This is a genomic window from Streptomyces sp. NPDC033177 (assembly GCF_055577715.1).
On record NZ_JBVIPS010000012.1, the window covers coordinates 286511 to 313121 of the forward strand.

Below are 26611 nucleotides of genomic sequence, written 5' to 3' on the forward strand. Positions count from 1 at the left end.
CGAAAGGCACTGATGTGATCGCCAACCTGGTGCAGCTGGCGGCCGAGGAGAAGCAGAACCCGCTGATCCCGCCCGGCCCCGAGCTGCTCGTCGGCGCCATCGCCTTCGCCATCGTCTTCTTCTTCTTCTGGAAGAAGCTCCTCCCGAACATCAACAAGGTTCTGGACGAGCGCCGGGAGGCGATCGAAGGCGGTATCGAGAAGGCCGAGGCCGCTCAGACCGAGGCCCAGAGCGTGCTCGAGCAGTACAAGGCTCAGCTCGCCGAGGCACGGCACGAGGCCGCGCGTCTGCGCCAGGAGGCGCAGGAGCAGGGCGCCACGCTCATCGCTGAGATGCGCGCCGAAGGCCAGCGTCAGCGCGAGGAGATCGTGGCCGCCGGTCACGCGCAGCTCGCCGCCGACCGCAAGGCCGCCGCGCAGTCGCTGCGTCAGGACGTGGGCCAGCTGGCCACCGACCTGGCCGGCAAGCTCGTCGGTGAGTCCCTCGAGGACTCCGCCCGGCAGAGCCGCACCATCGACCGTTTCCTCGACGAGCTCGAGGAGAAGGCCGAGGCGGCTCGATGACAGCGCACGGAGCCAGCCGCGAGGCCCTCGCGGCCGCGCGAGAGCGTCTCGACGCGCTGACCGACAACACCTCGGTGAACGTACGGCAGCTGGCGGACGAGCTGGCCTCGGTCACGGCGCTGCTGCACCGCGAGGTGTCGCTGCGCCGGGTCCTGACCGACCCGTCGCAGTCCGGTGAGGCCAAGGCGGAGCTCGCCGGGCGGCTGCTCGGCGGGCAGGTGGGCGGCGAGACCGCCGACCTGGTGGCCGGCCTGGTCCGCTCGCGCTGGTCGCAGTCGCGTGACCTGGTGGACTCCCTCGAGGAGCTCACCAACCTCGCCGAGCTGACCGGCGCGCAGAAGTCCGGCGCGCTGGACGACGTCGAGGACGAGCTGTTCCGCTTCGGCCGGATCGTCTCCTCGAACACCGGGCTCCGGTCCGCGCTGACCGACCGCGCCGCCTCGGGTGCCGCCAAGAGTGAGCTGCTGCGCAGCCTGCTCGGTGGCCGGGCCAACGAGGTCACGGAGCGGCTCGTCGAGCGCCTTGTGACCGCGCCCCGTGGACGTAGCCTGGAGTCGGGACTCGAGTCCCTCTCCAAGCTGGCCGCGGACCGCCGCAGCCGGATGGTCGCCGTCGTCACTTCCGCTGTTCCGCTCTCGGACCAGCAGAAGCAGCGCCTCGGTGCCGCCCTCGCGAAGGTCTACGGCCGCGAGATGCACCTGAACCTCGACGTGGACCCCGAGGTCCTCGGCGGGATCACGGTGCAGGTCGGCGACGAGATCATCAACGGCAGCATCGCGGATCGCCTCGAGGACGCACACCGCCGCATGGCGCGCTAGCAGTAACGCAAAACGTTGTAATTACGGCCCTAGTTGGGCCGTGCAGAGGATTCACCTCTTACTTGGGGGGAGTCCCCAGACCCCCAAAGTGAAACTTCGGGCCCAACAAGGAGAGCAGGGAACCCAGATGGCGGAGCTCACGATCCGGCCGGAGGAGATCCGGGACGCACTGGAGAACTTTGTCCAGGCGTACAAGCCGGACGCGGCCTCGCGCGAGGAGGTCGGTTCGGTCACCGTCGCCGGTGACGGTATCGCGAAGGTCGAGGGCCTCCCCTCGGCCATGGCCAACGAGCTGCTGAAGTTCGAGGACGGCACCCTCGGTCTCGCCCTCAACCTTGAGGAGCGCGAGATCGGCGCCGTCGTACTCGGCGAGTTCAGCGGCATCGAAGAGGGCCAGCCGGTCACCCGTACCGGCGAGGTCCTGTCCGTCGCGGTCGGCGAGGGTTACCTCGGCCGTGTCGTCGACCCGCTCGGCGCCCCGATCGACGGCCTCGGCGAGATCGAGACGTCCGGCCGCCGCGCCCTCGAGCTGCAGGCCCCCACGGTCATGGACCGCAAGTCGGTCCACGAGCCGATGGAGACCGGCTACAAGGCCGTCGACGCGATGACCCCGATCGGCCGTGGCCAGCGTCAGCTGATCATCGGCGACCGCCAGACGGGCAAGACCGCCCTGGCCGTCGACACGATCATCAACCAGCGCGACAACTGGCGCTCGGGCGACGTGAACAAGCAGGTGCGCTGCATCTACGTCGCCGTCGGTCAGAAGGGCTCCACCATCGCCTCCGTGCGCGGTGCCCTCGAAGAGGCCGGCGCGCTTGAGTACACGACCATCGTCGCCGCCCCGGCGTCCGACCCGGCGGGCTTCAAGTACCTGGCGCCCTACACCGGTTCGGCCATCGGCCAGCAGTGGATGTACGAGGGCAAGCACGTCCTCATCATCTTCGACGACCTCTCGAAGCAGGCCGACGCCTACCGCGCCGTGTCCCTGCTGCTCCGCCGCCCGCCGGGGCGCGAGGCCTACCCGGGTGACGTCTTCTACCTGCACTCGCGTCTTCTCGAGCGCTGCGCGAAGCTCTCGGACGAGATGGGCAAGGGCTCGATGACGGGTCTCCCGATCGTCGAGACCAAGGCGAACGACGTGTCGGCGTTCATTCCGACCAACGTCATCTCCATCACCGACGGTCAGTGCTTCCTGGAGTCCGACCTGTTCAACGCCGGTCAGCGTCCGGCCCTGAACGTCGGTATCTCGGTCTCCCGTGTCGGTGGCTCCGCCCAGCACAAGGCGATCCGCCAGGTGTCCGGCCGTCTTCGCGTGGACCTCGCCCAGTACCGCGAGCTGGAGGCGTTCGCCGCCTTCGGTTCCGACCTGGACGCCGCGTCGAAGGCCTCCCTCGAGCGCGGTCAGCGCATGGTCGAGCTGCTCAAGCAGGCTCAGTACCAGCCGATGGCCACCGAGGACCAGGTCATCTCCATCTGGGCCGGCACCACGGGCCGCATGGACGAGGTCCCGGTCAACGACATCCGGCGCTTCGAGCGTGAGCTGCTCGACTACCTGCACCGCAAGGAGCAGGGCCTGATGACCTCCATCAAGGAGGGCGGCAAGATGTCCGACGACACGATCACGGCCATCGCCGACGCCGTCGCCGAGTTCAAGAAGCAGTTCGAGACCTCGGACGGCAAGCTGCTCGGCGAGGACGCTCCGGCTGCCGTCGACGCGTCCAAGTGACGACGGAAGGGACCTGACTCATGGGAGCCCAGCTCCGGGTCTACAAGCGTCGCATCAAATCCGTCACCGCGACCAAGAAGATCACCAAGGCGATGGAGATGATCGCCGCCTCGCGTGTCGTCAAGGCACAGCGCAAGGTGACCGCCTCCACTCCGTACGCGACCGAGCTGACCCGCGCGGTCACCGCGGTGGCCACGGGTGCGAACGACAAGCATCCGCTGACCACCGAGGCCGAGGCTCCGACCCGGGCCGCTGTGCTGCTCCTCTCGAGCGACCGCGGTCTGGCCGGCGCCTTCAACTCCAACGCCATCAAGGGTGCGGAGAAGCTCACCAAGAAGTTGCAGGACGAGGGCAAGGAGGTCGACACGTACATCGTCGGCCGCCGTGGCATCGCGCACTACAACTTCCGTGAGCGGAAGATCTCCGGGCAGTGGACGGGCTTCACCGATGCCCCTTCCTACGCGGATGCCAAGGAGATCGCCGCACCCCTGATCGAGGCCATCGAGACGGACACGGCGGAGGGCGGCGTGGATGAACTCCACATCGTCTACACCGAGTTCATCTCGATGATGACGCAGGAAGCAACCGGTTCCCGGCTGCTCCCGCTGAGCCTCGACAAGGTCGCGGAAGAGGCGGGCCAGAGTGACGAGGCCCGTCCGCTGTACGACTTCGAGCCGTCGGCGGAGGACGTCCTTGACGCCCTTCTGCCGCGCTACGTCGAGAGCCGTATCTACAACGCGCTGCTCCAGTCGGCTGCTTCCAAGCACGCCGCCACGCGCCGCGCGATGAAGTCGGCGACCGACAACGCGGGTGACCTGATCAACGCGCTCACCCGTTCTGCCAACGCGGCCCGCCAGGCCGAAATCACCCAGGAAATCAGCGAGATCGTCGGTGGCTCCAGTGCCCTGGCCGACGCTTCCGCGGGGAGTGACAAGTAATGACGACCACTGTTGATACGGCCGTTGCCACGGGCCGCGTCGCCCGGGTGATCGGCCCGGTCGTCGACGTGGAGTTCCCCGTCGACGCGATGCCGGAGATCTACAACGCCCTTCACGTCGAGGTGGCCGACCCGGCCAAGGACGGCGAGAAGAAGACGCTGACGCTCGAGGTTGCCCAGCACCTCGGCGACGGCATCATCCGCGCCATCTCGATGCAGCCCACCGACGGTCTGGTCCGCCAGGCCGCGGTGACCGACACGGGCGCGGGCATCACCGTCCCCGTCGGTGACATCACCAAGGGCAAGGTGTTCAACACCCTCGGTGCGATCCTGAACCACCCCGAGGCCGAGGCCGACGTCACCGAGCGCTGGCCGATCCACCGCAAGGCCCCGGCCTTCGACCAGCTCGAGTCCAAGACCGAGATGTTCGAGACCGGCCTGAAGGTCGTCGACCTTCTCACCCCGTACGTCAAGGGTGGAAAGATCGGTCTGTTCGGTGGAGCGGGCGTCGGCAAGACCGTCCTCATCCAGGAAATGATCATGCGTGTGGCCAAGCTGCACGAGGGCGTTTCCGTGTTCGCCGGTGTCGGCGAGCGCACCCGTGAGGGCAACGACCTCATCGACGAGATGGAAGAGTCGGGCGTTCTGGACAAGACCGCCCTGGTCTTCGGCCAGATGGACGAGCCGCCGGGCACGCGTCTGCGTGTCGCCCTCGCCGGTCTGACCATGGCGGAGTACTTCCGCGATGTGCAGAAGCAGGACGTGCTGTTCTTCATCGACAACATCTTCCGCTTCACGCAGGCCGGTTCCGAGGTCTCGACCCTGCTCGGCCGTATGCCCTCCGCGGTGGGCTACCAGCCGAACCTGGCCGACGAGATGGGCCTCCTCCAGGAGCGCATCACCTCGACGCGTGGTCACTCGATCACCTCGATGCAGGCGATCTACGTCCCCGCGGACGACCTCACCGACCCGGCCCCGGCCACGACCTTCGCGCACCTTGACGCGACGACCGTGCTGTCGCGTCCGATCTCGGAGAAGGGCATCTACCCGGCGGTGGACCCGCTGGACTCGACGTCCCGCATCCTGGACCCCCGCTACATCGCGCAGGACCACTACGACGCCGCCATGCGCGTCAAGGGAATCCTGCAGAAGTACAAGGACCTCCAGGACATCATCGCGATTCTCGGCATCGACGAGCTCAGCGAAGAGGACAAGCTGGTCGTCCAGCGCGCCCGTCGTGTCGAGCGCTTCCTGTCGCAGAACACGCACGCTGCCAAGCAGTTCACCGGTCTCGACGGTTCGGACGTGCCGCTCGACGAGTCGATCGCGGCGTTCAACGCGATCATCGACGGCGACTACGACCACTTCCCCGAGCAGGCGTTCTTCATGTGCGGTGGCATCGAGGACCTGAAGGCGAAGGCCAAGGAGCTCGGCGTCTCCTGAGTCCGTGACTCACGGGAGGGGTGGGCGAGTCCCGCCCCTCCCGGTACGCCCACTAGAATTTGACCCAACACCCGGCGAAGCCGCCGGGTGGTGACCCGAGGAGCCACCCTTGGCTGCTGAGCTGCATGTCGAGCTGGTCGCCGCGGACCGCAGTGTCTGGTCCGGCGAGGCCACCCTGGTCGTCGCGCGCACCACGTCCGGCGACATCGGCGTCATGCCCGGTCACCAGCCGCTTCTGGGTGTGCTGGAGTCGGGCCCGGTGACCATTCGTACGAGTGACGGCAACACTGTCGTCGCCGCCGTCCACGGAGGATTTGTCTCCTTCGCGGACAACAAGCTGTCACTGCTTGCTGAGATCGTCGAGCTGTCGGACGAGATCGATGTCCAGCGTGCGGAGCGGGCGCTCGAGCGCGCGAAGTCGGAGGCCGACGCCTCCGCCGAGCGTCGCGCGGACGTCCGACTGCGGGCGGTGTCGTCGCGCTGAAACCGGCGCGACGGCGTTTGACGTGACTCAGCCGCGGCCAGGTCCGGAGCAATCCGGACCGGGTCGCGGCTGAGGCAATGCGGGTGCAATTCTGTTGGTCCGTTACGTAGAGGCGAGGAGGTCGGTGCCGATGATCCTCACTCTGCTCGTGTGCGGACTCGTGTTGGTCGTGCTGGTGTTGGTGGGACTCTTCGTCTTCGGGCTGCGGCGCCGGCTCATCCAGCGCTCCGGCGGGACCTTCGACTGCAGCCTCCGCTGGAACGCCCCGGAGAAGGGCGACACCTCCGGCAAGGGCTGGGGGTACGGGGTCGCCCGCTACAACGGCGACCGTGTCGAGTGGTACCGCGTCTTCTCGTACGCTCCCCGTCCCCGGCGGACCCTGGAGCGCTCGGCCATCGAGGTCGTCGACCGGCGTGCCCCGGACGGCGAGGAGGAACTCGCGCTGCTCTCCGACGCGATCGTCCTCGGCTGCCTGCACCGCGGCGTCCGCCTTGAGCTGGCGATGGGCGAGGACGCACTCACCGGGTTTCTGGCCTGGCTGGAGGCGGCGCCTCCGGGCCAGCGAGTGAACGTGGCGTAGGTGGAGCGCCCCTAAGGGGCGCGGGGAACTGCGCGACCAGCCACGTGCGGCCCGCAGACGCCAGACATCGAGAAGCCGGGAAGACAAGGGGCGTACTTGTCTTCCCGGCTTCGTCTTAGAGGGACGGCCTTGTTACTTCAGGCCGTCGTTGATAGCGCTCACCAACTCACCGTTGGTGGTGTCCCCGCTGAACTCCCAGAAGAACGCGCCGCCGAGGCCCTGCTGCTTCGACCAGGCCATCTTGCTCTTGACCGTCGCCGGGGTGTCGTACGACCACCAGTTGTTGCCGCAGTGGGCGTAGGCCGTGCCGGCGATGGTGCCGTTGGCGGGGCAGGAGTTCTTCAGGACCTTGTAGTCCTCGATGCCCGCTTCGTACGTGCCCTGTGCGGCGCCCGTCGCCGTGCCGCCGGGCTCCTTCTGGGTGACGCCGGTCCAGCCGCGGCCGTAGAAGCCGATGCCGAGCAGGAGCTTCGATGCGGGGACGCCCTTCGCCTTCAGCTTCGATATCGCGTCGGCGGAGTTGAAGCCGTCCTGCGGGATGCCGGGGTAGGAGGTGAGCGGGGAGTGCGGGGCCGTCGGGCCCTTGGCCGCCCAGGCGCCGAAGAAGTCGTACGTCATGACGTTGAACCAGTCGGCGTACTGCGAGGCGCCGCCGTAGTCGGCCGCGTCGATCTTGCCGCCGCTGGAGCCGTCGGCCGTGATGGCGGCGGTGACCAGGGCGTCCTTGCCGAACTCGGTGCGGAACGCCTGCATCATGTTCTTCATCGAGGCGGGGCCGCTGGTGTCACAGGTCAGGCCGCAGGCGTTGGGGTACTCCCAGTCCAGGTCGATGCCGTCGAAGACGTCGGCCCAGCGCGGGTCCTCCACGAGGTCGTGGCAGGACTTGGCGAAGGCGGCCGGGTTCTTCATGGCGTCGGTGAAGCCGCCGGACCAGGTCCAGCCGCCGAAGGACCACAGGACCTTGATGTTGGGGTGCTTGGCCTTGAGCTTGCGCAGCTGGTTGAAGTTGCCGCGCAGGGGCTGGTCCCAGGTGTCGGCCTTGCCGTCGACGGACTGGTCGGCGGTGTAGGCCTTGTCGTAGTCGGCGTAGGCGTCGCCGATCGTGCACTTGCCGCCCTGGACGTTGCCGAAGGCGTAGTTGATGTGCGTGATCTTGGAGGCGGAGGCCGAGGTGTCGATGTTCTTCACGTGGTAGTTGCGGCCGTAGACGCCCCACTGGGTGAAGTAGCCGAGCTTGACCTTGTCGCCGGGTCCTGGACCCGGGTCGGTGGTGCCTGTCGTGCGCACCTTGACGGCGCCGGAGGCCGGTCCCGTCTGGTCGGCGGTGTCGCGGGCCTGGACCGTGTACGAGTAGTCGGTGCCCTTGCTGAGGCCGCTGTCGGCGTACGAGGTGCCGGTCACCGTGGCGACCTTGGAGCCGTCGCGCAGGACGTCGTAGTTCTTGACTCCCTTGTCGTCGGTGGCCGCCTTCCAGGCGAGCTTCACCGAGGTGTCGGTGATGTCGGACGCGGTGGGGGTGCCGGGTGCGGAGGGCGCCTCGTCGCCGGGGACGCTGCCGCCGTCACAACTGGCGCCGTTTATCTGGCAGTTGGAGGGGGAGCCGGGGCCCGAACCGTTGAACCCGAAGGAGACGGAGGCGCCGGGGGCGAGCGTCCCGTTCCAGCCGAGGTTCTTGGCGGTCCAGTGGTTGGCGGAGTTGGTGACGGTGGCGTCCCAGGCGGAGGAGACCTTTGTGCCGGTGGGGAAGTCCCACTCGACGTTCCAGGAGCTGATGTTGGTGGTTCCGGTGTTCTTGACGGTCCACTTGCCCTCGAAGCCGCTGCCCCAGTCCTGGGTCTTGGCGTACGTGGCGGTGGCCGCGGGGGCGGCTTCCGGTGCGGCTTCGGCGGGACCGCCGAGTGCGACCAGGGTGGCGAGCGGGAGCAGCAAGGTGGTGAGGCCTGCCACGGCTCTGTGTCTGAAGCGCAAGGTGCGCAAGGTGTGCTCCTCGGGTGAGATCCGGGGGGTCATAGGGGGTGGATCCCTGCGCCGCCCGTGAGCACGTGGAACACGTGGGGGGAGTGCTCACCGCAGTGCGGTGAGAATAGAAAGGTCTGGACCAGCGGTCAAGAGGTCTGAACCATTGGCCGGATCGTGCCGGTCGGGCGCACCGGAGCCGGGCTCATACACCCAACTCCTGCGCGAGTACGGCGGCTTGGACCCTGCTGCGCAGCTCCAGCTTGGCGAGCAGTCGGCTGACGTGCGTCTTCACCGTCGCCTCCGCCATGTCCAGGCGGCCCGCGATCTCCGCGTTCGACAGCCCTTCGCCCAGGCACGCGAGCACCTCGCGCTCGCGGCGGGTGAGGGTGTCGAGGATGGCGGGATCGGGTCCGTTCTCGCGGCGCGCGGGCTTCATGGTCTTCGGGGCGGCGAACTCGGCGATCAGCCGCCGGGTGACGGCCGGGGCGATCAGGCCCTCGCCGCGGCCGACCGCGCGGACCGCCTCCAGGAGGTCCTTGGCCTCGGTGTTCTTCAGGAGGAAGCCGGAGGCGCCCGCCCGCAGCGCGCCGAAGACGTACTCGTCGAGGTCGAAGGTGGTCAGGACGAGCACGTCCGCGAGACCGTCCGCGACGACCTGACGGGTCGCCGAGACGCCGTCGAGGCGCGGCATCTGGATGTCCATGAGCACCAGATCGGGCCGCAGTTCACGCGCGAGCGTCACCGCCTCCTCGCCGTCCGAGGCCTCTCCCACCACCTCGATGTCCGGTGCGCTGCGCAGGATCAGGACGAGCCCGGCCCGTACGGCGGACTGGTCCTCGGCGACGAGCACTCGGATCATGGGGTGGCTCCTTGGTCTGCGGGGTCGACGGGAAGAGTGGCGCGGACGTCCCAGACCTTGCCGCCCGAGGTGCTCTCGGGGCCCGACTCGAAGGTGCCGCCGAGCAGTTCGGTGCGTTCGCGCATGCCGACGAGACCGGCTCCGGAGCCGGGGGCGCGGGGTCCGGCGGGGGAACCGTAAGGGCTTGTCACGTGGACGTCGAGGGAGTGGGGGCGCTGGGTGAGCGTCACCGTGACCAGGCCGGGCGACGCGTGCTTGAGGGCGTTGGTCAGGGATTCCTGGACGATGCGGTACGCGGCGAGCTCTACGGGTGCGGGGAGCCCCGGGCCGTCCGGTTCGCGACCGTCGTCGAGGGTGACGTCCAGACCATTGGTACGGGCGTTGTCGATCAGGGAGCCGAGACCGTCCAGGGTGGGCGCGACCGTCGGCTCCCGGTCGTCGCCGGCGTCCCGCAGGATCCCGATGAGGCGCCGCATCTCGGCCAGGCCCTCGACGCTGTTCTCGCGGATGACGGCCAGGGCGTCACGGGTGGTCTTCGGGTCGTCCAGGGAGAGTGCGGCCGTGGAGTGGATGGCGATCGCCGAGAGGTGGTTGGCGACCATGTCGTGCAGCTCGCGGGCCATCCGGGCGCGTTCCGCCGTGATGGCCTGTACGCGGTCCATCTCGGCGAGCAGCGCGGTCTGTTCGGCTCGCAGCCGCGCGGCGACAACGGCCTCGCGGTGGTTGCGCACGAGAACGCCGGTACAGGCGGGTCCGAAGGACACGAGGCCGGTGACGACGCCGATCAGGATCGTCTCCGGTTCACGGATCCAGGCGAGGAACCCGATCGTCACGGCAACCGTGATCGCGCCGGTGGTGACCGGGATGCGGCGGGCGGAGGCGGGCGTCCCGTAGACCACGGCGGCGTACACGATGTCCGTGAACATCATGATCGACGCGAGATTGCCCGACGTGAACTGGTCGGCGATCAGCGCGAGCGTGCCGATGGTCAGGGCGGTCTGCGGCATGCTGCTGCGCAGCAGTTCGAGCCCCCCGAGGACGGCGAGCGGGATCAGTGCCCAGGTCGCGCCGAGCGGCCGGTCCGTCTGGGTGTGCAGTCCGAGCCCCCACAGCGCGAGCCCGGCGAGCACGCAGGTCACGGAGATCTGTACGTCGACGCGCATCGGGCGGGGAAGGGGCAGGGCCATGTCTCCATCCAACACGCCGCGCGATGGCCATGCCTGATCCTGAGGGAGGAACCGCGCGCTACATCGAAGGATGCAGTTCAGCTTCGTCACTGCTGACGATGATCCGAGGCCGGTCCGCCGGGAGCCTGGAAAGGTGACCGAGAGGAGCGAACCGTGATCGTCACGCTGATCATCATCTGCGAGGTCGGATTCTGGGTGCTGCTGGCCGGCGGCCTGGCCCTGCGTTACGCGGCGAAGATGCCGCGCGCCGGCGTCGCCGTACTGCTCTGCGAGCCGATCCTGGAAGTCGTCCTCCTCGTCGTCACCGCGATCGACCTGAAGAACGGCGCGGAGCCGGACTGGAAGCACGGCCTGGCCGCCGTCTACATCGGCTACTCCATCGCGCTCGGCCACTACACGATCAAGTGGGTCGACGTCCGCGTCGCCCACCGCTTCGCGGGCGGCCCGCCGCCGTCGACCCCCAAGTACGGCGCCGCCCGCGCCCTTCACGAGTGGAAGATCGCCGCCCGCTGGATCCTGGCGGGCCTGATCGCCATGGCGCTGCTGCAAGGTGCGATCTGGTACGTCGAGGGCGAGGGCGACATCGGCTCGCTGCGGGACTGGCAGCAGCGGATGGTGTGGCTGATCGGCATCAACGTGATCATCGCGGGGTCGTACACACTGTTCCCGAAGAAATCACCGCCGGTGGAGTCCGCCAAGGACGAGCGCCCGAGCTTCCTCAGTAAGCTCTAACGCTCGCCGCCGGGAACCCACAGCACGTCGCCGACCTCCTTGTTCGCCGTACGAGCCAGGATGAACAGCAGGTCGGAGAGCCGGTTCAGATAGGTGGCGGTCAAGGGGTTCATGGCAGCGCCATGGACCTCGAAGGCCGCCCACGTCGACCGCTCGGCCCGCCGCACCACCGTGCAGGCCTGGTGCAGCAGCGCCGCGCCCGGCGTGCCCCCCGGCAGGATGAAGCTGCGCAGCTTCTCCAGCTCCCCGTTGAAGCGGTCGCAGTCCGCCTCCAGCTTGTCGACGTAGAACTGCTCGACGCGCAGCGGCGGGAACTCCGGGTTCTCGGCGACCGGCGTCGACAGGTCGGCGCCCACGTCGAAGAGGTCGTTCTGGACCCGGACCAGGACCTTCACGACCTCCTCGTCGAGCTGACCGAGGGCGATCGCCGTGCCGATCACGGCGTTGGCCTCGTTCGTGTCGGCGTACGCCGAGATCCGCGGATCGGTCTTGGCGGTCCGGCTCATGTCGCCGAGGGCCGTTGTGCCCTTGTCGCCGGTCCTGGTGTAGATGCGCGTCAGATTGACCATGGGGCCAGCCTAGTTACGCGCCCGCCTTCCGGAAGACACGTGTGCCGACCGTCACGGACCCGAGCGCGAGCGCCGCCGCCATCAGGACTCCGTACAGCATCGCCGTACTCGCGTACTCGCCCACGTAGGCGGCCCGCACAGCGTCCACGAGATAGCGGAACGGCATGAAGTGCGAGAGCACGTCCAGCCAGCCCGGCGCGAGCGCCATCGGCAGCATCAGGCCGGAGAGCAGCATCGAGGGCATGCTGACCGCGTTGATGACGGGGCCGAACTCGTGCGGCTTGGAGACCAGCAGCGCGAGCGCGTACGACAGCGACGCGAGGATGACGGTCAGGACGCCCACGAAGGCGAAGCCGATCAGGATGCCGGCGAGCGGCGCCCGCAGCCCCATGACCACGGCCGCGAGGACCAGGAGCACCGCCTGGAAGACGAAGAGCGCGGCATCGCGAAGCACCCGCCCGAGCAGCAGCGCGAGCCGGCTGACCGGTGTCACCCGCATCCGCTCCACCACACCGAACTGCTTCTCGATGATGATCGCGAATCCGCTGTACGAGGCGCCGAACAGGCCGAGTTGGAGCAGCAGCCCCGGCACGAGCACCTGCCAGGAGTCACCGCGCGAGCCGAGCGGCAGGTCGGTCAGGAGCGGGCCGAAGAAGAGCAGGTAGAGGAGCGGCATCAGGACGCCGAAGAGGATCTGGAACTTGGAGCGCAGGGTCTGGCGGGCGTACCGCCCGAAGATCAGCGCGGTGTCGGAGAGAAACGCAGTCATGAGGGGGTCCTGGGGTTCAGACGGCGACGGGCGCCGTGTCCTTGGGGGTGAGGTCGCGTCCGGTGACGGCGAGGAACGTGTCCTGGAGCGATGCGTCGATGGAGCCGCCGTACCGGAGCTTGAGCGCGCTCGGTGTGCCCTCGGCGGCCACGACGCCCTTGTCGATGACGACGAGGCGGTCGCAGAGCGCGTCGGCCTCGTCGAGGTAGTGCGTGGTCAGGACGACCGTGGTGCCGTGCTCGTCGCGCAGCCGCCGCACCAGCGCCCAGAGGTCGGCCCTGCTGCCGGGGTCGAGCCCCGTGGTCGGTTCGTCGAGGAAGAGCACATCGGGCCGGTGCATGAGCCCCATGGCGATGTCGAGGCGCCGCCGCTGGCCGCCGGAGAGGGTCGCGCACGTGCGGTCGAGGAGGTCGGTCAGGTCCAGGTCCGCTGCCAACTCCTCTGCGCGAGCCGCGGCTTGGGGCTTTGTCAGGCGGTAGAGGCGCCCTTGGGTGACCAGTTCCTCGCGTACGGAGATGTTCAGGTCGACGCCGCCGGACTGCGCCACGTACCCGATCCTGCGCCGTACGGCGGCCGGGTCGCGGGCCAGGTCGCAGCCCGCGACGGTGGCGGCGCCGCCGGTGGGGGCAAGGAGCGTGGTGAGCATGCGCAGCGTCGTCGTCTTGCCCGCGCCGTTCGGCCCGAGGAAGCCGAGGATCTCGCCGGGGGCGACGGTCAGGTCGATGCCGCGCACGGCTTCGACGGCGCCGCGCTTGGTCCGGAAGGTCTGGGTGAGTCCGGCCGTGCTGATGATTGCCATGGCGACCACAAAAACAGAGTCGCTTAAATTTTGCAATCACTCCAAGTTTTATGACGGGCCAAGTTTTCAGTCGCCCTAGCCAGTGGTCGTAGGGTGAGGTCATGGCTGAAGGACTCAGGGAGCGCAAGAAGCGGCAGACGAAGCAGCGGATCTCGGACATCGCGACGGGGCTGTTCCTGGAGCACGGCTTCGTCACGGTGACCGTCGCGGACGTCGCGGAGGCCGCGGACGTCTCGGTGAACACCGTCTACAACTACTTCCCGGTCAAGGAGGACCTCTTCCTCGACCGGGGCGAGTCCGTCGTCGACCGGCTCTCCGGTTACGTACGCGGCCGTCACGTGGGGGAGTCCGCGGCCGCCGCCGTCCTGCGCGAGCTGCGCTCGGACGTGGAGGGCGTGTCGCCCCACGTCGGCCTCTTTCCGGGCTGGGCCGACTTCATGAAAGTCATCACCGACGCCCACGGCCTGCGCTCCCGCCTCTGGGAGATCCAGCAGGAGGCGCTCGGTCATCTCACCAAGACCCTCGCCGACGAGGTGAAGGCCGCCGATGGCGACCCCATGCCCGGCCTGATCGCGGGTCAGCTCTCGTGGGTCCACAGCACGCTCATGGCGTGGATCGGTGACGAGATGACCAAGTGCCGCAAACCCGCGGAAGTGTCCCGTGATGCCCTCGTCCTGCTCGACGAGATGGAGGACCTGCTCGGCGAGAAGGTCCTCAACTATGCGGTGCGCGACGCCGAATGAGGCGTACCAGTGTGATGTCCGTCATCTGAGACGTGACGCGCATCTCGTTGCCGCCACAGGCGGGCTCACGAACGCTAACGTGCGCCGCAGAGGCAAACGTAAACAGCGTGTAAGCCAGGCGTGATAAGCGGTAGGGGAGTCGGAACAGTGGCACGGAAGCTCGCCGTCATCGGAGCCGGACTCATGGGGTCCGGCATCGCACAGGTCTCCGCCCAGGCGGGCTGGGACGTCGTCCTGCGGGACGTCACCGATGAGGCCCTGACCCGTGGCACCGACGGGATCAAGGCGTCGTACGACAAGTTCGTGAGCAAGGGCAAGCTCGCTGCCGAGGACGCCGAGGCGGCGCTCGGGCGCATCACGACGAGCACCGACATGGACGCCGTCGCCGACGCGGACATCGTCGTCGAGGCCGTCTTCGAGAAGCTCGAGGTCAAGCACGAGATCTTCCGTATCCTCGACAAGATCGTGCGCCCCGACGCCGTGCTCGCGTCGAACACCTCTGCCATCCCGATCACGAAGATCGCCGCCGTGACGGAGCGTCCGGAGCGCGTCGTGGGCGCCCACTTCTTCTCGCCGGTGCCGATGATGCAGCTGTGCGAGCTGGTGCGCGGCTACAAGACCAGCGACGAAACCCTCGCCCGCACACGTGAGTTCGCCGAGTCCGTCGGCAAGACCTGCATCGTCGTGAACCGCGACGTCGCTGGGTTCGTGACGACCCGTCTGATCTCGGCGCTCGTCGTCGAGGCCGCCAAGCTCTACGAGTCGGGCGTCGCCACCGCCGAGGACATCGACATCGCGTGCAAGCTCGGCTTCGGGCACGCCATGGGGCCGCTCGCGACCGCCGACCTGACGGGCGTCGACATCCTGCTGCACGCCACGAGCAACATCTACACGGAGTCCCAGGACGAGAAGTTCGCGCCGCCCGAGCTGATGCGCCGGATGGTTGACGCCGGTGACATCGGACGCAAGAGCGGGCAGGGCTTCTACAAGCACTGACGTCTGTTTACTCCTCCGCGGGGTCACCCCTCGGAGTGAATTCGGTATCGGTTCGCTTACAGACGGCAACTTCCTTGCCCATGCGGCAGTCAGTTGCAGTGACATACGCAGACGCCGTACGGAACAGACGTCACACGAAACTCAGCACTCTCGGGGAGCGCATATGCACATCAGGGGCGACCAGGCCCAGCTGGTCGTCGGGGGACGCCTCGACGTACGCAGCGCGGCGGACGCCCGAACGGTCCTGCACTCGGCCGTCGACGACGGAGCCGGTGACCTGGTGCTCGACCTGTCCGAACTCGACTCGTGGGACGCCACGGGACTCGGCGTCATCATGGGCGCGCACCGGCGCGCGGGACGGTGCGGACGCCGGCTCGTGCTCCGCAGCGTGCCGCCGCAGATGCAGCGCCTGCTCGTGGCCACCCGGCTGCACAGGATCCTTGCCATCGAGGGTGGCATCGGGGTCGAATCGCTGCCCCGTGTGTGACGGGGATCTCGCGCACAATCCTCACGAAGCTGTGACGTCTCGGACGGCGCGGTACCCCGCCCGTTCGTAGATACTGAGCGAAGGTCTAGGGTTCGGTCGCCCACCGTCATGACGAGACAGACGCCCGAGCGGGGGCACCGGACCAGAAGCGACAGCGCAGTGTGCACAAGGCCGGAGGGGGCTGTGTACACGACGCATCTGGGGGGCTTTGACCATGGACCCGATGAACCGGGGACCGGAAGAGTACGGCCATGACGGCATCAACGACGACGATTCGGCGCGTCCCGTGCGTCCACCGCGTGATCCTCTGACGCCAGACTTCGGACAGCCCGCGCCGGCGCTCGCCCGCACCGTGCAGCTCGTCTCGGGCGACTTCCTGCTCACCGTGAACCCCGTCGACGGCAGCGAGATCGAACCCTGCCCGCCGGGGGAGCGGCCCGCACGCCCCGTCAGGCGCACCGCGGCCGAGCGCGCCGAGGTGCGCCGGGCCTCGGCGCCGCCCGTGCCGCCGGGCCCCGCACTGCCCCGGCTGCCGCTCCTTGAGCGCCAGGAAGAGCGCGAGCGGCTCGTGCGCCTGCTCGCACGCGGGCGCTCGGTGCGCCTCACCGGTCCCGCGGGCTCGGGGCGCACGTCGCTCCTGAACGCCGTGGCGGAGGACTGCGCGGACCTCGCACCGGACGGCGTCGTACGCCTCTCCGGGTACCACAAGACGCCGGCGGACCTGCTCCAGGACCTCTTCGGCACGGTCTACAACGCACCGCTGCACCGCCCCGACCGCGCCCTGCTGCTCGAACTCGTCCACGACATCGGCGCCGTCGTCGTCCTGGACGACCTGGAGTTCGGCGCCGCGGCCCTGGAAGAGCTGCTCGACGCCACTCCCGAGTGCGCCTTCCTGATCTCCGCGACCCCTGACGTCGCGGCACCGTCGCCCGACTCGCACCTCGAAGAGGTCTTCCTCGGCGGCCTCGGCCGCAGCGGCGGCCTCGAACTCCTGGAGCGCGCCGTCGGCCGCGTCCTGACGGACGACGAGGCGAGCTGGGCGGGCGACCTCTGGTTCGAGTCGGAGGGGCTGCCCCTGCGCTTCGTCCAGGCGGGCGCCCTGCTGCGCCAGCGCGACCAGCTGCGCGCCGACCCGAACGCCTTCGACGAGTACGGCTACTACGCCGAGGGACCGGTCGACGCGCCCTTCGACGCCGAGGGCCACGATGTGCCGCTGCCCTCGCTCGCCGACGGCGCGGCGCCCGCGGTGCTGCTCGCCTCCCGCCTGAGCCCGTCGGCGCGCACCACCCTGCGGTTCGCCGTCGCGCTCGGCGGGGAACTGCCGCACCAGGCGCATCTGCCCGCTCTCGTGGGGGACACCCACGCGGACGCGGCCCTCGCCGAGCTGGTCTCCACCGCGCTCGTCACGCCCGTCGGCTCGCACTACCGGCTCGCCGCAGGAGTGCGGACGCAGCTGGAGGCCGCCGGGTACGCGGACGACACCGCCGAACGCGCACAGGGCGCCGCCCAGCACTACGCCTGGTGGGCCGGGCACCCCTCGGTCGGTCCGGAGCGGGTCGTGGCCGAGGCGGACGCCGTGCTCGCGGCCCTCGGTGTCCTGGTGGCGGGACAGCCCGCGTCGGGGGCGCCGGCCGGCGGCGAGGAGAGCGCCGCGGTGCTGCTCGCCCGTACGGTCGCGCCCGCCTTCGCGGGAGGGCTCGACTGGGGCGCCTGGGAGCGTGCCCTGCGGTCGGGCCAGGAGGCGGCACGGACCGCGGGTGAGGTCGCCGAAGAGGCGTACTTCCACCATGAGCTCGGCATCCTCGCCCTCTGTGGCGGACAGCTCGACCGGGCCCGCGTCGAGCTGGAGGCCTCCGTCGGCCTGCGCGGCGCGCTCGCCGACAAGCGGGGCACGATCGCGGGCCGCAGGGCCCTCGCCCTGGTCGCCGACCGCTCGGGCGGCATGATTCCGGGCGCGAGCCCGGCGGCGGGCGAAGAGATGCCCGACGCGCGCCACGACGAATCGGCGTCGCCCCCCGGCGGCGTACCGGCGGCGTTCGCGCTGCCCACACCGCCTCCCGAGCCCGAAACCCTGGTCACCCGCAACGCCGCGCCCGCGGTGGGCGCGGGCCCGGCTCCGACCCGGCGCTCCATCGTCAACGGCACCCGGCGCAACCTCGTGGCGGCGGGCGCGGGAGCCCTCCTCGCCGCGGTGCTCGGCACGGTGGTGACCCTCGGCGCGACGTCGGACGGGAACGACAACCCGCCCGACAAGGTCAAGACCGAGCAGTCGGCGAGCGAGGACCAGGACGACGACGGCCTGACCGCCGACAAGCCGGCCAAGGACTCGACGAGCCGCCCGGACAGCGACGGCCCCGACAACATCCCCGGCACCGCCGACGACGGCACCCCGAGCGAGAGCGACGACCCGTCGGACAAGCCGAGCGACAGCGGCAAGCCGTCCGACGACACCTCGGACAAGCCGTCCGACAAGCCCACGGACAAGCCGACGACCAAGCCGCCCACGACGAAGCCGCCGACGACCAAGCCGCCGACCACGAAGCCGCCCACGACCAAGCCGCCGACGACCCCGCCGCCGACCACTCCGCCGCCGAGCACGGATCCGACCCCGGACCCGCCGTCGTCCCCGGACATGTCGGACTCGGCGAGCGGCCCCGCGAGCAGCAGCCCGGCGTCGACGATCTGACGCTCGTACGAAGAGGGGGCCGGGTCCACCAGGACCCGGCCCCCTCTTCGTGCAAGAACTCCTACGAGAACCTCTAGAACAGCCGCAGCTTGTCGTCCTCGATGCCGCGCATCGCGTTGTAGTCCAGGACGGCGCAGCCGATGCCGCGGTCCGTGGCGAGCACGCGCGCCTGCGGCTTGATCTCCTGCGCGGCGAAGATGCCCTTCACGGGAGCCAGGTGCGGGTCGCGGTTCAACAGCTCCAGATAGCGGGTGAGTTGCTCGACTCCGTCGATCTCGCCGCGCCGCTTGATCTCGACGGCGACGGTCTGTCCGTCGGCGTCGCGGCAGAGGATGTCCACCGGGCCGATCGCCGTCATGTACTCGCGCCGGATCAGCGAATAGCCCTCGCCCAGCGTCTCGATCCGGTCGGCGAGCAGTTCCTGAAGGTGTGCTTCCACGCCGTCCTTGATGAGGCCGGGATCAACACCCAGTTCGTGTGAGGAGTCGTGCAGAATCTCCTCCATCGTGATGATGAGTTTCTCGCCCCCCTTGTTCACGACGGTCCACACGCCCGCGTCGTCCCCTGACCCCTCCTTCAAGGTGCAGGGCGGGGACATCCAGTTGAGGGGTTTGTAGGCCCGGTCGTCCGCGTGGATCGAGACACTGCCGTCCGCCTTCACAAGGATCAGGCGGGGGGCCGACGGGAGATGGGCTGTGAGCCTGCCCGCGTAATCCACGGAGCATCGGGCAATGACGAGACGCATGGGGCGCAACGCTACTCGACCCCAGGTGGTCCGCGCGATTCCTCCGGCGATGGCCCTGTTCGATCCTGGCCGGTTATGTTCCCAATCTCCTGGTGCAGCGCGGGTCCGATGCTTACCGTATAAGCAGGAGGTCGCCGTGCATGCACGCTGCGTGCACGGGCTCCTGCCCTGTCCGGAAGCCCCCGCTCCCCGGGGGTGCGAGAGGAGAACCCATGTCGCTCGACGTCTCACCGGCACTGTTGGAACAGGCCGAGCGAGGCGAGGTCGATGAAGCGGAATTCGTCGACTGCGTCCGGACCTCCCTGCCTTACGCATGGGAGATGATCAGCTCCCTGGTGGCCCAGCTGAAGGTTGACGGCGGCGAGTTCGCCGACAACCAGACGCCGCCGCCGAGTGAGCAGGCACGCGGCCAGCTCCTGCGGGCGCTGGCGAGTGACGCGATTCGCGGCGCTCTGCAGCGCCACTTCGGAGTGCGTCTCGCATTCCAGAACTGCCACCGTGTGGCGGTGTTCCCGCTGGATGCATCCGTGGATGACAGGCTCGCCCGGTTCACCTCGATCCGGGGCCAGCTGCTCAACCAGTCGCCCGAACTGCGGGACTGCTGAGGCCTTTTGCTGCCGCTCCGTACGCGGGAGGTGTTCTGGTACAGGAGCGGCAGCTCCCCGCCCCGGCGGCTCAGCCGAGCTGGGGCAGCACTTCGGCCCCCAGCCTTCGGACGTTCTCCTCCGTCGTCGCCAGGTCGCCCGAGCCCTCGACGAGCAGCGCGAAGCGGGTGATCCCCGTGCGCTCCGAGGTCGCCGCGATCCGGTCGGCGCACAGCTGCGGCGTCCCCACCGGATGCAGTCCGCAGAGCAGCTCCGTGTACGCGAGCGGGTCTCGCATGGCCCGTGCCCGGCCGTCGACCGTGACGTGCGCGTCGAGCCCCTGCTTGAGCCACCCCGGCATCGCCTTCTGCAGCGTCTCTGCCGCGTCCAGGCGCCGGTCCGCGATCTGCGCGACCCCGGCCGAGACGTGCGCGGCCCTCAGGACCTCCTCCGGCGTGCGCCCCGCGGCGCGCGCGTGCCTCTGCCACAACGCCACCATTTCGGCCTTCTCCTCGTCGCCGACGTGCATGCCGAGCAGCATCGGCAGACCGCGTTCCGCGGCGAGCCGCACGCTGGCCGGTGAGGTGCAGGCGACGATCACCTCGGGCCCTTCGGGTGGCTCCCCGACATCCCCGGCTTCCCCGCCCGAGCCGCTCAGCGCCTCCTGTGGCCGTGGCACCACGGCGACCTCGCGGAACGGGAAGCGCTCCGCGTCGCTCGCGACCCGGGGCTCGGTCAGCCACCGCAGCAGCAGGTCGAGCGACTCCGGGAAGCCCTTCTCGTACGCCTCGAGGCCGGACCCGAAGACCTCCAGGTCCACCCACGGTCCGCCGCGCCCCACGCCCAGCGAGAAGCGCCCGCCGGACGTCAGGTGCAGCAGGGCCGCCTGCTCGCCCAGGGCGACGGGATGAACCGTCGGCAGGACGCTCACGGCGGTGCCGACCCGGATGCGCCGCGTACGCCCGAGAAGGAGCGCGGCCAGGGTTACGGCGGACGGACACGTGCCGTACGGCACGAAATGGTGCTCGGCGAGCCAGACCGAGTCGAGGCCCGCCTCCTCGGCCACCTCGGCGGACCGCACCGCACGGTGCAGCGCCTCCCCCGGCCCCTGTCCGGGGAACTGGGCGGCCAGAACAAAACTACCTACACGCATCGCACTCCTGCCTCCTTGGCGCCGACGCAGGCACTCCCCCTACGGGCAACAACGCATGACACGTGCCAAAGGCACGGCTTGGCATGAAGATTGACGGATTTTCTGCGAAATGCAGGGGGGATCTGTGGGGGTTGGTGCAGGACGACTACCCGGGTCCGCGCCGCGTAGGCTGGACTCACCCTGGCCCCCGTACATCCCGTGAGGTGTCCCGTGTCCCCGCGTCGCAACCGCCCGAAGGGCGCCGGAGAAGACAGTCCGCGCATGGACGGGGAAACGACGGGCCGCTACGGCGGCTTCCAGTCCACCGAGAGCTGGCGGGGCGAGCAGTGGAGCATGCGGCACGTCGCGGGCGCGAGCGCGGCCGGCAAGACCTACCGCTGCCCCGGCTGCGACCAGGAGATCCCCTCCGGGCTCGCGCACGTGGTGGCCTGGCCCGAGCACTCCGGGGTCGATGAGCGCAGGCACTGGCACAAGGCCTGCTGGAACGCGAGGGACCGCCGCACCACGCGGGTGCAGCGGTCCCGTAACGCGCCGAGGTACTGAGCCCCCGGGGGAGACCCCGGGCGACTACACGTCGCGCTTCTCCAGGAGCGCGAAGGCGCCGACGATCGCGGCCGCCGTCACGCCGACGAGCAGCAGCAGCTGTGAGGTGCCGCCGCCCGCCCCGTCCATCTCGAAGATCTTGGCGAGCGAGTTGATGGCGTTGTAGTCCATCATCTTCTCGCCGAAGGGCCGTGTGCCCTCGGAGATCATCAGGAACACGGGCAGGATCGCGGGGACCAGGACCACACCGAGCATCGCGGTGATCGCACCCGCGGAGTGGCGCAGCATCGAACCGGCGGCGAGGGCGAGGACCCCCAGGAGCGAGACGTAGAGCCCGCCCTTGAGGACCGTGCCCGCCCAGGCGACGTCGCCGGCCTCGGGGCCGCTGTGCATCCCCGAGGTCATCAGGCCCACCAGGAGAACAGAGCCCGCCGAGACGACGAAGGCGATCACGAAGAAGATCATGATCTTGGCGGTGAGCACGCGATAGCGCTGCGGTGACGCCGTGAACGTCGTACGGATCATGCCCGTGCCGTACTCGGACGACGTCACCAGGACGCCGAGCGTGATCAGGCAGATCTGGCCGAGCACGAGGCCGAAGAAGGCCGGGATCGTGAACGGCACGTCCGCGTAGTCCCGGCTCTGCGTGTTCACGGCCACGAGCAGGCCGATGCCGACGACCAGCAGGAAGAAGACGCCGAGGGTCCACATCGTCGAACGGACGGACTTGATCTTCGTCCACTCGGAGGCCAGGGCGTTGCCGAGGTGGGTCTTCTTGACCGGGATCGGCGAGGTGTAGGCGTTGTTCATCGCCTGTTGCCAGGCGGAGGGCGGCGCGGGGGCGGCCGGCGGGGGAGCCATCGGGGCGCCTTGCGGCACGGGGGCGCCGACCGGTGCGTAGGCCTGCTGGGGGGCCTGCTGAGGTGGCTGCGCCTGCGGCTGCGGAGTCGGAGGCGTGGTCATCGGGGGTCCTCGCTGTCGCGCTTGGTCATGTCAGGGGCGAGCGCCTGCGGGGCGGCGGTCGCGTACGGGTTCGGGGTGCCCTGCGGTGCGCCGGGTGCGCCCTGCGGCATCGCGAAGGGCTGGCCGCCCTGCTGGGGCGGCGGCGGTGCGTACCACCCGGGCTGGCCCTGGCCGGGCACCGGCATCTGCTGCGGCGGCATCGCGCCCGGCGGCAGCTGCTGCTGGAGTCCGGCGCGCTGGTCGACGGTCGAGCGGTAGTCGACGGCGCCCTGCGTCATCCGCATGTATGCCTCTTCCAGCGAGGCCTGGTGCGGGGAGAGCTCCCACACGCGGACGTCCGCGCCGTGCGCGAGGTCGCTGATGCGGGGGAGCGGAAGACCGGTCACGCGCAGCGCGCCGTCCTGCTCGGGCATGACCTGGCCGCCGGCCTCGCTCAGCGCGGCGGACAGCTTCTCGCGCTGCTGCACATCGCCTTCCGGCGTACGCACGCGGGCGAAGTCGGCGGAGTTGTGCGAGATGAAGTCCTTGACGCTCATGTCCGCGAGCAGCTGCCCGCGGCCGATCACGATCAAGTGCTCGGCGGTGAGTGCCATCTCGCTCATCAGGTGCGAGGAGACGAAGACCGTACGCCCCTCGGCGGCAAGGGTCTTCATCAGATTCCTGACCCAGAGGATGCCCTCGGGGTCGAGGCCGTTGACCGGCTCGTCGAAGAGCAGCACCTGCGGGTCGCCGAGCAGCGCGGCGGCGATGCCGAGGCGCTGGCCCATGCCGAGCGAGAAGCCCTTGGAGCGCTTCTTCGCCACCTCCTGGAGACCCACGACGCCGAGCACCTCGTCGACCCGGCGGGCCGGGATACCGGAGAGCTGCGCGAGACACAGGAGGTGGTTACGGGCGTGCCGGCCGCCGTGCACCGCCTTGGCGTCGAGCAGCGCACCCACCTGGCGGGGGGCGTTGGGAAGCTTGCGGTACGGGTAACCGCCGATCGTCACCTGGCCCGTGGTGGGTTGGTCGAGCCCGAGGATCATGCGCATGGTCGTCGACTTGCCGGAGCCGTTCGGGCCCAGGAAGCCGGTGACCGTGCCGGGTCGCACCTGAAAGGAAAGGTTGTACACGGCTGTCTTGGCGCCGTAGCGCTTCGTCAGGCCGACTGCCTCGATCATTCTCCGCACCCATCGAATGGTTCAGGACGTCGGGGCACACGCCCCCGTAAGGGTTAGGAGGATAACGGGGAGCTGACGGTTCCAGCCAAGAGTGCGCACTGAATCTTCCGGGGGGACGACCCCCGGGCCCCCAGCCGGAAGGGCGAGCGCCTTGCCGGGCCCGCGGTGTCAGCGAAGCGTCACGCGTCCCGCTTCTTCAGCAGCACATAGCCGCCGATCAGCGCGACCACGACCCACACCACCATGATCGCCAGCCCGCCCCAGGGGCCGTACGGGGTGTCGTCGTCCAGTGGGGTCTTCACCTGCATGATCTTGCTGCCCGCCTGGTCGGGGAGGTAGCGGCCGATCTTTTCCGTTGCCGAGACGTTGCCCAGGATGCTGGAGATGAGGAAGAAGAACGGCATCAGGATGCCGAGGGACAGCATCGGGCTGCGCAGCATCGTCGCGACGCCCATCGAGAACATCGCGATGAGCGTCATGTAGAGCCCGCCGCCGATCACCGCGCGCAGCACGCCCGGATCACTGATCACCGCCTTGTGCTCGCCGAGCACCGCCTGGCCCACGAAGAACGCGATGAAACTGGTGACCAGACCCACCACCAGACAGAGCAGGGTGGCGACCGCGACCTTGCTCGCCATGAAGGTGGCGCGCTGCGGGACCGCGGAGAGCGAGGTGCGGATCATGCCGGTGCTGTACTCGTTCGACACGACGAGCACACCGAAGACGATCATCGCGAGCTGGCCGAGGCTCATGCCGGCGAAGCTGGTGAAGGTCGGGTCGAAGACCCGGCGGTCCTGGGCGTTGAGGCTGTCGTAGTCGTTCTTCGCCAAAATGCTGATCAGCAGGCCGAGCCCGACCGTGACGACCAGCGCGAGACCGAGCGTCCACACGGTCGACGAGACCGAGCGGATCTTGGTCCACTCCGACTTCAGTACCTGCGTCGCGGCCATCGCTCAGGCCCCCCTCTTCGGCTGCTGCCAGCTCTCGCCCCAGCCCGCGGCGGCCCGCCCGGGTGGCGGCGGGGCGACGCCGGGCCCCGCGTGGTCTGCGTGCGCGTGATACTCCACCGACTCCGCGGTGAGCTGCATGAACGCCTCTTCCAGCGAGGCCCGCTGGGGGCTCAGTTCATGGAGTACGAGCTGATGGCGGGCGGCGAGCTCACCGAGGTCCTCCGAGGGCGTGCCATCGACCTCCAGGGTGCCGTTGCCCGCCTCGACGGCGGTGACGCCCTCCTGGTGCAGCACATCGAGGAGGCGCTCACGCTCCGGGGAGCGCAGTCGTACGTAACTGCGTGAGTTCTGCTGGATGAAGTCCGCCATGGAGGTGTCCGCGAGCAGCCGCCCCTGTCCGATGACGACCAGATGGTCGGCGGTCAGCGCCATCTCGCTCATCAGGTGGGAGGAGACGAAGACCGTGCGGCCCTGCGAGGCCAGGGACTTCATCAGGTTGCGGATCCAGTGGATGCCCTCGGGGTCGAGCCCGTTGACCGGCTCGTCGAACATCAGGATCTCGGGGTCGCCGAGCAACGCGCCCGCGATGCCGAGCCGCTGCCCCATGCCGAGCGAGAAGCCCTTGGCCTTCTTCTTGGCGACCTGCGTCAGGCCCACGGTGTCCAGGACCTCATGGACGCGGGCGCGCGGGATGCCGTTGCTCTGGGCGAGGCACAGGAGGTGGTTGAAGGCGCTGCGCCCACCGTGCATGGCCTTGGCGTCGAGCAGGGCGCCGATGTACTTGAGCGGATCCTTCAGCTGGGCGTACCGCTTGCCGTCGATCCGGGCGGCGCCCGCCGTGGGGTTGTCGAGCCCGAGCATCATCCGCATCGTCGTGGACTTGCCCGCGCCGTTGGGCCCGAGGAAGCCGGTGACCATGCCCGGACGCACGGTGAAGGTGAGGTCGTTGACGGCCAGCTTCTCGCCGTACCGCTTGGTCAGCCCCTCGAGCTCGATCATGCGGCCACGCTAAAACGGCACGAGGCCCCTTGCCACCGGAGCGGCAGGGGCCCCGTGAGGGGCGCGGGGAACTGCGCGACCAGCCAGAGCGGGCCCGCGGTGTCCCAACGGCCTTATCGCGTCTGCTGAGCAGGCACCCCGCGGGAGACCGGCTCGTCCTCGGCAGGCGTACCCGCGGCAGCCACAGCCGCACCCGTAAGGGTGGCCAGCATCTCGCGCACGTTCGTGAGCTGCGCGTTGATGGAGTCCCGACGGTTCGTCAGGGCGGCGAGCTCCCGCTCGGACTCCGAGCGGATCCGGTCGGCCTTGGCGTTCGCGTCGGCGACGATGTCCTCGGCCTGACGCTGAGCGGTCTCCACCGTCTGGCGAGCGCGGCGCTCGGCGTCCGTGCGAAGCTTCTCGGCCTCAAGGCGGAGCTGCTCTGCGCGGTGCTCGATCTCCGCGAGACGCTTCTCGGCCTTGGCCTGACGCGAGGCCAGGTCACGCTCCGACTGCTCCCGGCGCTTGGCGAGGTTCGTCTCGAAGTCGGCCGCGGCCTGGGCGGCCTTGGCGCGGGTCTCCTCGAAGAGGGCGTCCGCCTCCTCGCGCTTCTGCTGCGCGTCCTTCTGCGCCTCGCTGCGCAGCGCGCCCGCCTCGCCCTTGGCCTTCTCGACGATCCGGACGCCCTCGTCCTCCGCCTTGGCCTTGCGCTCGGCCGCGAACGACTCGGCGTCGTTGCGCACCTGCTGGGCCGCCGACTCGGCGAGCTCGCGGTGCTGCTCGGCTGCGCGACGAGCCTCCTCGCGCAGGTCCTTCGCCTCCTCCTCGGCGAGGCGGAGGATCTTCTCGACGCGGGCACCGAGGCCCGCGTACGACGGTTCGGCGTCGGCTACCTGCGCCTGCGCGTTCTGCGTCTCGAGGTGCAGCTCCTCAATGCGCTTTTCCAGAGCAGTGATACGAGCAAGAGCGCTGTCACGGTCGGAGACGAGCTTGGAGATACGTTCGTCCACCTGAGCGCGGTCGTACCCACGCCGCACAAGCTCGAAGCCGTAGGGGGAAGTGTCGCTCATGGGGTTCCTGTCGAATGAGACCGGTGAGGTGATAGAGGGAATCCTAGGGGTCCAAGCGGCGTGTCATCGAGCAGATGCCCGTTTGATCTGGAGAATGACACCCCTTTTGAGTGGCTAACCGCCGGAGC

Annotated in this window: 27 protein-coding genes; 14 read left to right on the forward strand and 13 right to left on the reverse strand. The window is 69.2% G+C overall.

Annotated features, from left to right (window positions below; genetic code table 11):
* Positions 1-14: 14 nt before the first annotated feature.
* From ACZ5U5_RS36055 to ACZ5U5_RS36085, 7 genes are all read left to right on the forward strand, one after another.
* Complete coding sequence (locus ACZ5U5_RS36055) at positions 15-563, forward strand: F0F1 ATP synthase subunit B (RefSeq protein ID WP_469030414.1); 549 nt, start codon at positions 15-17, stop codon at positions 561-563.
* Complete coding sequence (locus ACZ5U5_RS36060) at positions 560-1381, forward strand: F0F1 ATP synthase subunit delta (RefSeq protein ID WP_469030416.1); 822 nt, start codon at positions 560-562, stop codon at positions 1379-1381. Before ACZ5U5_RS36055 ends, ACZ5U5_RS36060 begins: the two co-directional genes overlap by 4 nt.
* Positions 1382-1508: 127 nt before the next feature.
* Positions 1509-3107 carry a F0F1 ATP synthase subunit alpha gene (atpA, locus tag ACZ5U5_RS36065; RefSeq protein WP_469030418.1) on the forward strand — a complete coding sequence of 533 codons (1599 nt, stop codon included), beginning with the start codon at positions 1509-1511 and terminating at the stop codon, positions 3105-3107.
* 20 nt (positions 3108-3127) lie between these two features.
* Positions 3128-4045, forward strand: a complete 918-nt coding sequence (locus tag ACZ5U5_RS36070; RefSeq protein ID WP_399394775.1) for a F0F1 ATP synthase subunit gamma — start codon at positions 3128-3130, stop codon at positions 4043-4045.
* Positions 4045-5487 (forward strand): F0F1 ATP synthase subunit beta, encoded by a 1443-nt coding sequence (atpD, locus tag ACZ5U5_RS36075; protein ID WP_469030421.1) that lies wholly within the window; start codon positions 4045-4047, stop codon positions 5485-5487. Before ACZ5U5_RS36070 ends, atpD begins: the two co-directional genes overlap by 1 nt.
* 109 nt (positions 5488-5596) lie before the next feature.
* Positions 5597-5971, forward strand: a complete 375-nt coding sequence (locus ACZ5U5_RS36080; protein WP_361049993.1) for a F0F1 ATP synthase subunit epsilon — start codon at positions 5597-5599, stop codon at positions 5969-5971.
* Positions 5972-6101: 130 nt separating this feature from the next.
* Complete coding sequence (locus ACZ5U5_RS36085) at positions 6102-6551, forward strand: DUF2550 domain-containing protein (RefSeq protein ID WP_469030424.1); 450 nt, start codon at positions 6102-6104, stop codon at positions 6549-6551.
* A gap of 132 nt (positions 6552-6683) precedes the next feature.
* Here the strand turns inward: ACZ5U5_RS36085 and ACZ5U5_RS36090 are convergent, their stop codons facing one another.
* The 3 genes from ACZ5U5_RS36090 to ACZ5U5_RS36100 all read right to left on the reverse strand — a co-directional run bounded on the left by ACZ5U5_RS36090 (position 6684) and on the right by ACZ5U5_RS36100 (position 10556).
* The gene (locus ACZ5U5_RS36090) at positions 6684-8519 is read right to left on the reverse strand and encodes a glycosyl hydrolase family 18 protein (protein ID WP_469030635.1); all 1836 of its coding nucleotides are present in this window, start codon (positions 8517-8519) and stop codon (positions 6684-6686) included.
* Positions 8520-8712: 193 nt separating this feature from the next.
* Positions 8713-9369 carry a response regulator gene (locus ACZ5U5_RS36095; RefSeq protein WP_469030427.1) on the reverse strand — a complete coding sequence of 219 codons (657 nt, stop codon included), beginning with the start codon at positions 9367-9369 and terminating at the stop codon, positions 8713-8715.
* Positions 9366-10556 (reverse strand): sensor histidine kinase, encoded by a 1191-nt coding sequence (locus tag ACZ5U5_RS36100; RefSeq protein ID WP_469030429.1) that lies wholly within the window; start codon positions 10554-10556, stop codon positions 9366-9368. The genes ACZ5U5_RS36095 and ACZ5U5_RS36100 overlap by 4 nt, the downstream gene beginning before the upstream one ends.
* 153 nt (positions 10557-10709) lie before the next feature.
* On the opposite strand from ACZ5U5_RS36100, the gene ACZ5U5_RS36105 reads away from it, so the two are divergent.
* On the forward strand, positions 10710-11288 hold the full coding sequence (locus ACZ5U5_RS36105; RefSeq protein WP_469030432.1) for a hypothetical protein: 579 nt from the start codon (positions 10710-10712) through the stop codon (positions 11286-11288).
* Here the strand turns inward: ACZ5U5_RS36105 and ACZ5U5_RS36110 are convergent.
* The 3 genes from ACZ5U5_RS36110 to ACZ5U5_RS36120 are packed head-to-tail and all read right to left on the reverse strand — an operon-like array spanning position 11285 to position 13425.
* Positions 11285-11857, reverse strand: coding sequence for a cob(I)yrinic acid a,c-diamide adenosyltransferase (locus tag ACZ5U5_RS36110; protein ID WP_469030434.1), 573 nt, complete (start codon positions 11855-11857; stop codon positions 11285-11287). The two genes, ACZ5U5_RS36105 and ACZ5U5_RS36110, sit on opposite strands and share 4 nt — an antisense overlap.
* A 13-nt stretch (positions 11858-11870) precedes the next feature.
* A complete protein-coding gene (locus tag ACZ5U5_RS36115) occupies positions 11871-12626 on the reverse strand; it encodes an ABC transporter permease (protein WP_469030436.1) in 756 nt (251 codons plus the stop codon).
* Positions 12627-12642: 16 nt separating this feature from the next.
* Complete coding sequence (locus tag ACZ5U5_RS36120) at positions 12643-13425, reverse strand: ABC transporter ATP-binding protein (protein WP_469030439.1); 783 nt, start codon at positions 13423-13425, stop codon at positions 12643-12645.
* Positions 13426-13526: 101 nt separating this feature from the next.
* On the opposite strand from ACZ5U5_RS36120, the gene ACZ5U5_RS36125 reads away from it, so the two are divergent.
* The 4 genes from ACZ5U5_RS36125 to ACZ5U5_RS36140 all read left to right on the forward strand — a co-directional run bounded on the left by ACZ5U5_RS36125 (position 13527) and on the right by ACZ5U5_RS36140 (position 18337).
* Positions 13527-14168, forward strand: coding sequence for a TetR/AcrR family transcriptional regulator (locus ACZ5U5_RS36125; protein ID WP_469030442.1), 642 nt, complete (start codon positions 13527-13529; stop codon positions 14166-14168).
* 147 nt (positions 14169-14315) lie between these two features.
* Positions 14316-15164, forward strand: a complete 849-nt coding sequence (locus tag ACZ5U5_RS36130; protein WP_469030445.1) for a 3-hydroxyacyl-CoA dehydrogenase family protein — start codon at positions 14316-14318, stop codon at positions 15162-15164.
* Positions 15165-15327: 163 nt separating this feature from the next.
* Positions 15328-15651 (forward strand): STAS domain-containing protein, encoded by a 324-nt coding sequence (locus ACZ5U5_RS36135; RefSeq protein ID WP_160507247.1) that lies wholly within the window; start codon positions 15328-15330, stop codon positions 15649-15651.
* Positions 15652-15865: 214 nt separating this feature from the next.
* Positions 15866-18337 carry an ATP-binding protein gene (locus ACZ5U5_RS36140; protein WP_469030447.1) on the forward strand — a complete coding sequence of 824 codons (2472 nt, stop codon included), beginning with the start codon at positions 15866-15868 and terminating at the stop codon, positions 18335-18337.
* 73 nt (positions 18338-18410) lie between these two features.
* Here the strand turns inward: ACZ5U5_RS36140 and nucS are convergent, their stop codons facing one another.
* Complete coding sequence (nucS, locus tag ACZ5U5_RS36145; protein ID WP_469030450.1) at positions 18411-19082, reverse strand: endonuclease NucS; 672 nt, start codon at positions 19080-19082, stop codon at positions 18411-18413.
* Positions 19083-19294: 212 nt separating this feature from the next.
* Here nucS and ACZ5U5_RS36150 point away from each other — a divergent pair, with 212 nt between their 5' ends.
* Entirely contained in the window at positions 19295-19687 is a 393-nt protein-coding gene (locus ACZ5U5_RS36150) for an SCO5389 family protein (protein ID WP_361049961.1), read from the forward strand.
* Positions 19688-19757: 70 nt separating this feature from the next.
* Here ACZ5U5_RS36150 and ACZ5U5_RS36155 read toward each other — a convergent pair whose 3' ends face one another.
* Positions 19758-20819, reverse strand: a complete 1062-nt coding sequence (locus tag ACZ5U5_RS36155) for an LLM class flavin-dependent oxidoreductase (RefSeq protein WP_469030452.1) — start codon at positions 20817-20819, stop codon at positions 19758-19760.
* A 210-nt stretch (positions 20820-21029) separates the two neighbouring features.
* On the opposite strand from ACZ5U5_RS36155, the gene ACZ5U5_RS36160 reads away from it, so the two are divergent.
* Positions 21030-21362 carry an ATP/GTP-binding protein gene (locus ACZ5U5_RS36160; RefSeq protein ID WP_469030455.1) on the forward strand — a complete coding sequence of 111 codons (333 nt, stop codon included), beginning with the start codon at positions 21030-21032 and terminating at the stop codon, positions 21360-21362.
* A gap of 24 nt (positions 21363-21386) precedes the next feature.
* Here the strand turns inward: ACZ5U5_RS36160 and ACZ5U5_RS36165 are convergent, their stop codons facing one another.
* The 5 genes from ACZ5U5_RS36165 to ACZ5U5_RS36185 form a co-directional block, all read right to left on the reverse strand.
* Entirely contained in the window at positions 21387-22223 is an 837-nt protein-coding gene (locus ACZ5U5_RS36165; protein WP_469030637.1) for an ABC transporter permease, read from the reverse strand.
* A gap of 98 nt (positions 22224-22321) precedes the next feature.
* The gene (locus ACZ5U5_RS36170) at positions 22322-23485 is read right to left on the reverse strand and encodes an ABC transporter ATP-binding protein (protein WP_469030457.1); all 1164 of its coding nucleotides are present in this window, start codon (positions 23483-23485) and stop codon (positions 22322-22324) included.
* A 179-nt stretch (positions 23486-23664) separates the two neighbouring features.
* Entirely contained in the window at positions 23665-24435 is a 771-nt protein-coding gene (locus tag ACZ5U5_RS36175; RefSeq protein WP_469030459.1) for an ABC transporter permease, read from the reverse strand.
* Between the two features lie 3 nt (positions 24436-24438).
* Positions 24439-25434, reverse strand: a complete 996-nt coding sequence (locus ACZ5U5_RS36180; RefSeq protein ID WP_469030462.1) for an ABC transporter ATP-binding protein — start codon at positions 25432-25434, stop codon at positions 24439-24441.
* A gap of 113 nt (positions 25435-25547) precedes the next feature.
* Positions 25548-26483, reverse strand: coding sequence for a coiled-coil domain-containing protein (locus ACZ5U5_RS36185; RefSeq protein ID WP_160507257.1), 936 nt, complete (start codon positions 26481-26483; stop codon positions 25548-25550).
* Positions 26484-26611: the final 128 nt, after the last annotated feature.

Coding starts and splice junctions, on each gene's coding strand:
- ACZ5U5_RS36060 (WP_469030416.1), top strand. CDS start 560: ATGACAGCGCACGGAGCCAGCCGCGAGGCCCTCGCGGCCGCGCGAGAG.
- atpA (WP_469030418.1), top strand. CDS start 1,509: ATGGCGGAGCTCACGATCCGGCCGGAGGAGATCCGGGACGCACTGGAG.
- ACZ5U5_RS36070 (WP_399394775.1), top strand. CDS start 3,128: ATGGGAGCCCAGCTCCGGGTCTACAAGCGTCGCATCAAATCCGTCACC.
- atpD (WP_469030421.1), top strand. CDS start 4,045: ATGACGACCACTGTTGATACGGCCGTTGCCACGGGCCGCGTCGCCCGG.
- ACZ5U5_RS36085 (WP_469030424.1), top strand. CDS start 6,102: ATGATCCTCACTCTGCTCGTGTGCGGACTCGTGTTGGTCGTGCTGGTG.
- ACZ5U5_RS36095 (WP_469030427.1), bottom strand. CDS start 9,369: ATGATCCGAGTGCTCGTCGCCGAGGACCAGTCCGCCGTACGGGCCGGG.
- ACZ5U5_RS36100 (WP_469030429.1), bottom strand. CDS start 10,556: ATGGCCCTGCCCCTTCCCCGCCCGATGCGCGTCGACGTACAGATCTCC.
- ACZ5U5_RS36110 (WP_469030434.1), bottom strand. CDS start 11,857: ATGGTCAATCTGACGCGCATCTACACCAGGACCGGCGACAAGGGCACA.
- ACZ5U5_RS36115 (WP_469030436.1), bottom strand. CDS start 12,626: ATGACTGCGTTTCTCTCCGACACCGCGCTGATCTTCGGGCGGTACGCC.
- ACZ5U5_RS36120 (WP_469030439.1), bottom strand. CDS start 13,425: ATGGCAATCATCAGCACGGCCGGACTCACCCAGACCTTCCGGACCAAG.
- ACZ5U5_RS36125 (WP_469030442.1), top strand. CDS start 13,527: ATGGCTGAAGGACTCAGGGAGCGCAAGAAGCGGCAGACGAAGCAGCGG.
- ACZ5U5_RS36135 (WP_160507247.1), top strand. CDS start 15,328: ATGCACATCAGGGGCGACCAGGCCCAGCTGGTCGTCGGGGGACGCCTC.
- ACZ5U5_RS36140 (WP_469030447.1), top strand. CDS start 15,866: ATGGACCCGATGAACCGGGGACCGGAAGAGTACGGCCATGACGGCATC.
- nucS (WP_469030450.1), bottom strand. CDS start 19,082: ATGCGTCTCGTCATTGCCCGATGCTCCGTGGATTACGCGGGCAGGCTC.
- ACZ5U5_RS36150 (WP_361049961.1), top strand. CDS start 19,295: ATGTCGCTCGACGTCTCACCGGCACTGTTGGAACAGGCCGAGCGAGGC.
- ACZ5U5_RS36155 (WP_469030452.1), bottom strand. CDS start 20,819: ATGCGTGTAGGTAGTTTTGTTCTGGCCGCCCAGTTCCCCGGACAGGGG.
- ACZ5U5_RS36165 (WP_469030637.1), bottom strand. CDS start 22,223: ATGGCTCCCCCGCCGGCCGCCCCCGCGCCGCCCTCCGCCTGGCAACAG.
- ACZ5U5_RS36170 (WP_469030457.1), bottom strand. CDS start 23,485: ATGATCGAGGCAGTCGGCCTGACGAAGCGCTACGGCGCCAAGACAGCC.
- ACZ5U5_RS36175 (WP_469030459.1), bottom strand. CDS start 24,435: ATGGCCGCGACGCAGGTACTGAAGTCGGAGTGGACCAAGATCCGCTCG.
- ACZ5U5_RS36180 (WP_469030462.1), bottom strand. CDS start 25,434: ATGATCGAGCTCGAGGGGCTGACCAAGCGGTACGGCGAGAAGCTGGCC.
- ACZ5U5_RS36185 (WP_160507257.1), bottom strand. CDS start 26,483: ATGAGCGACACTTCCCCCTACGGCTTCGAGCTTGTGCGGCGTGGGTAC.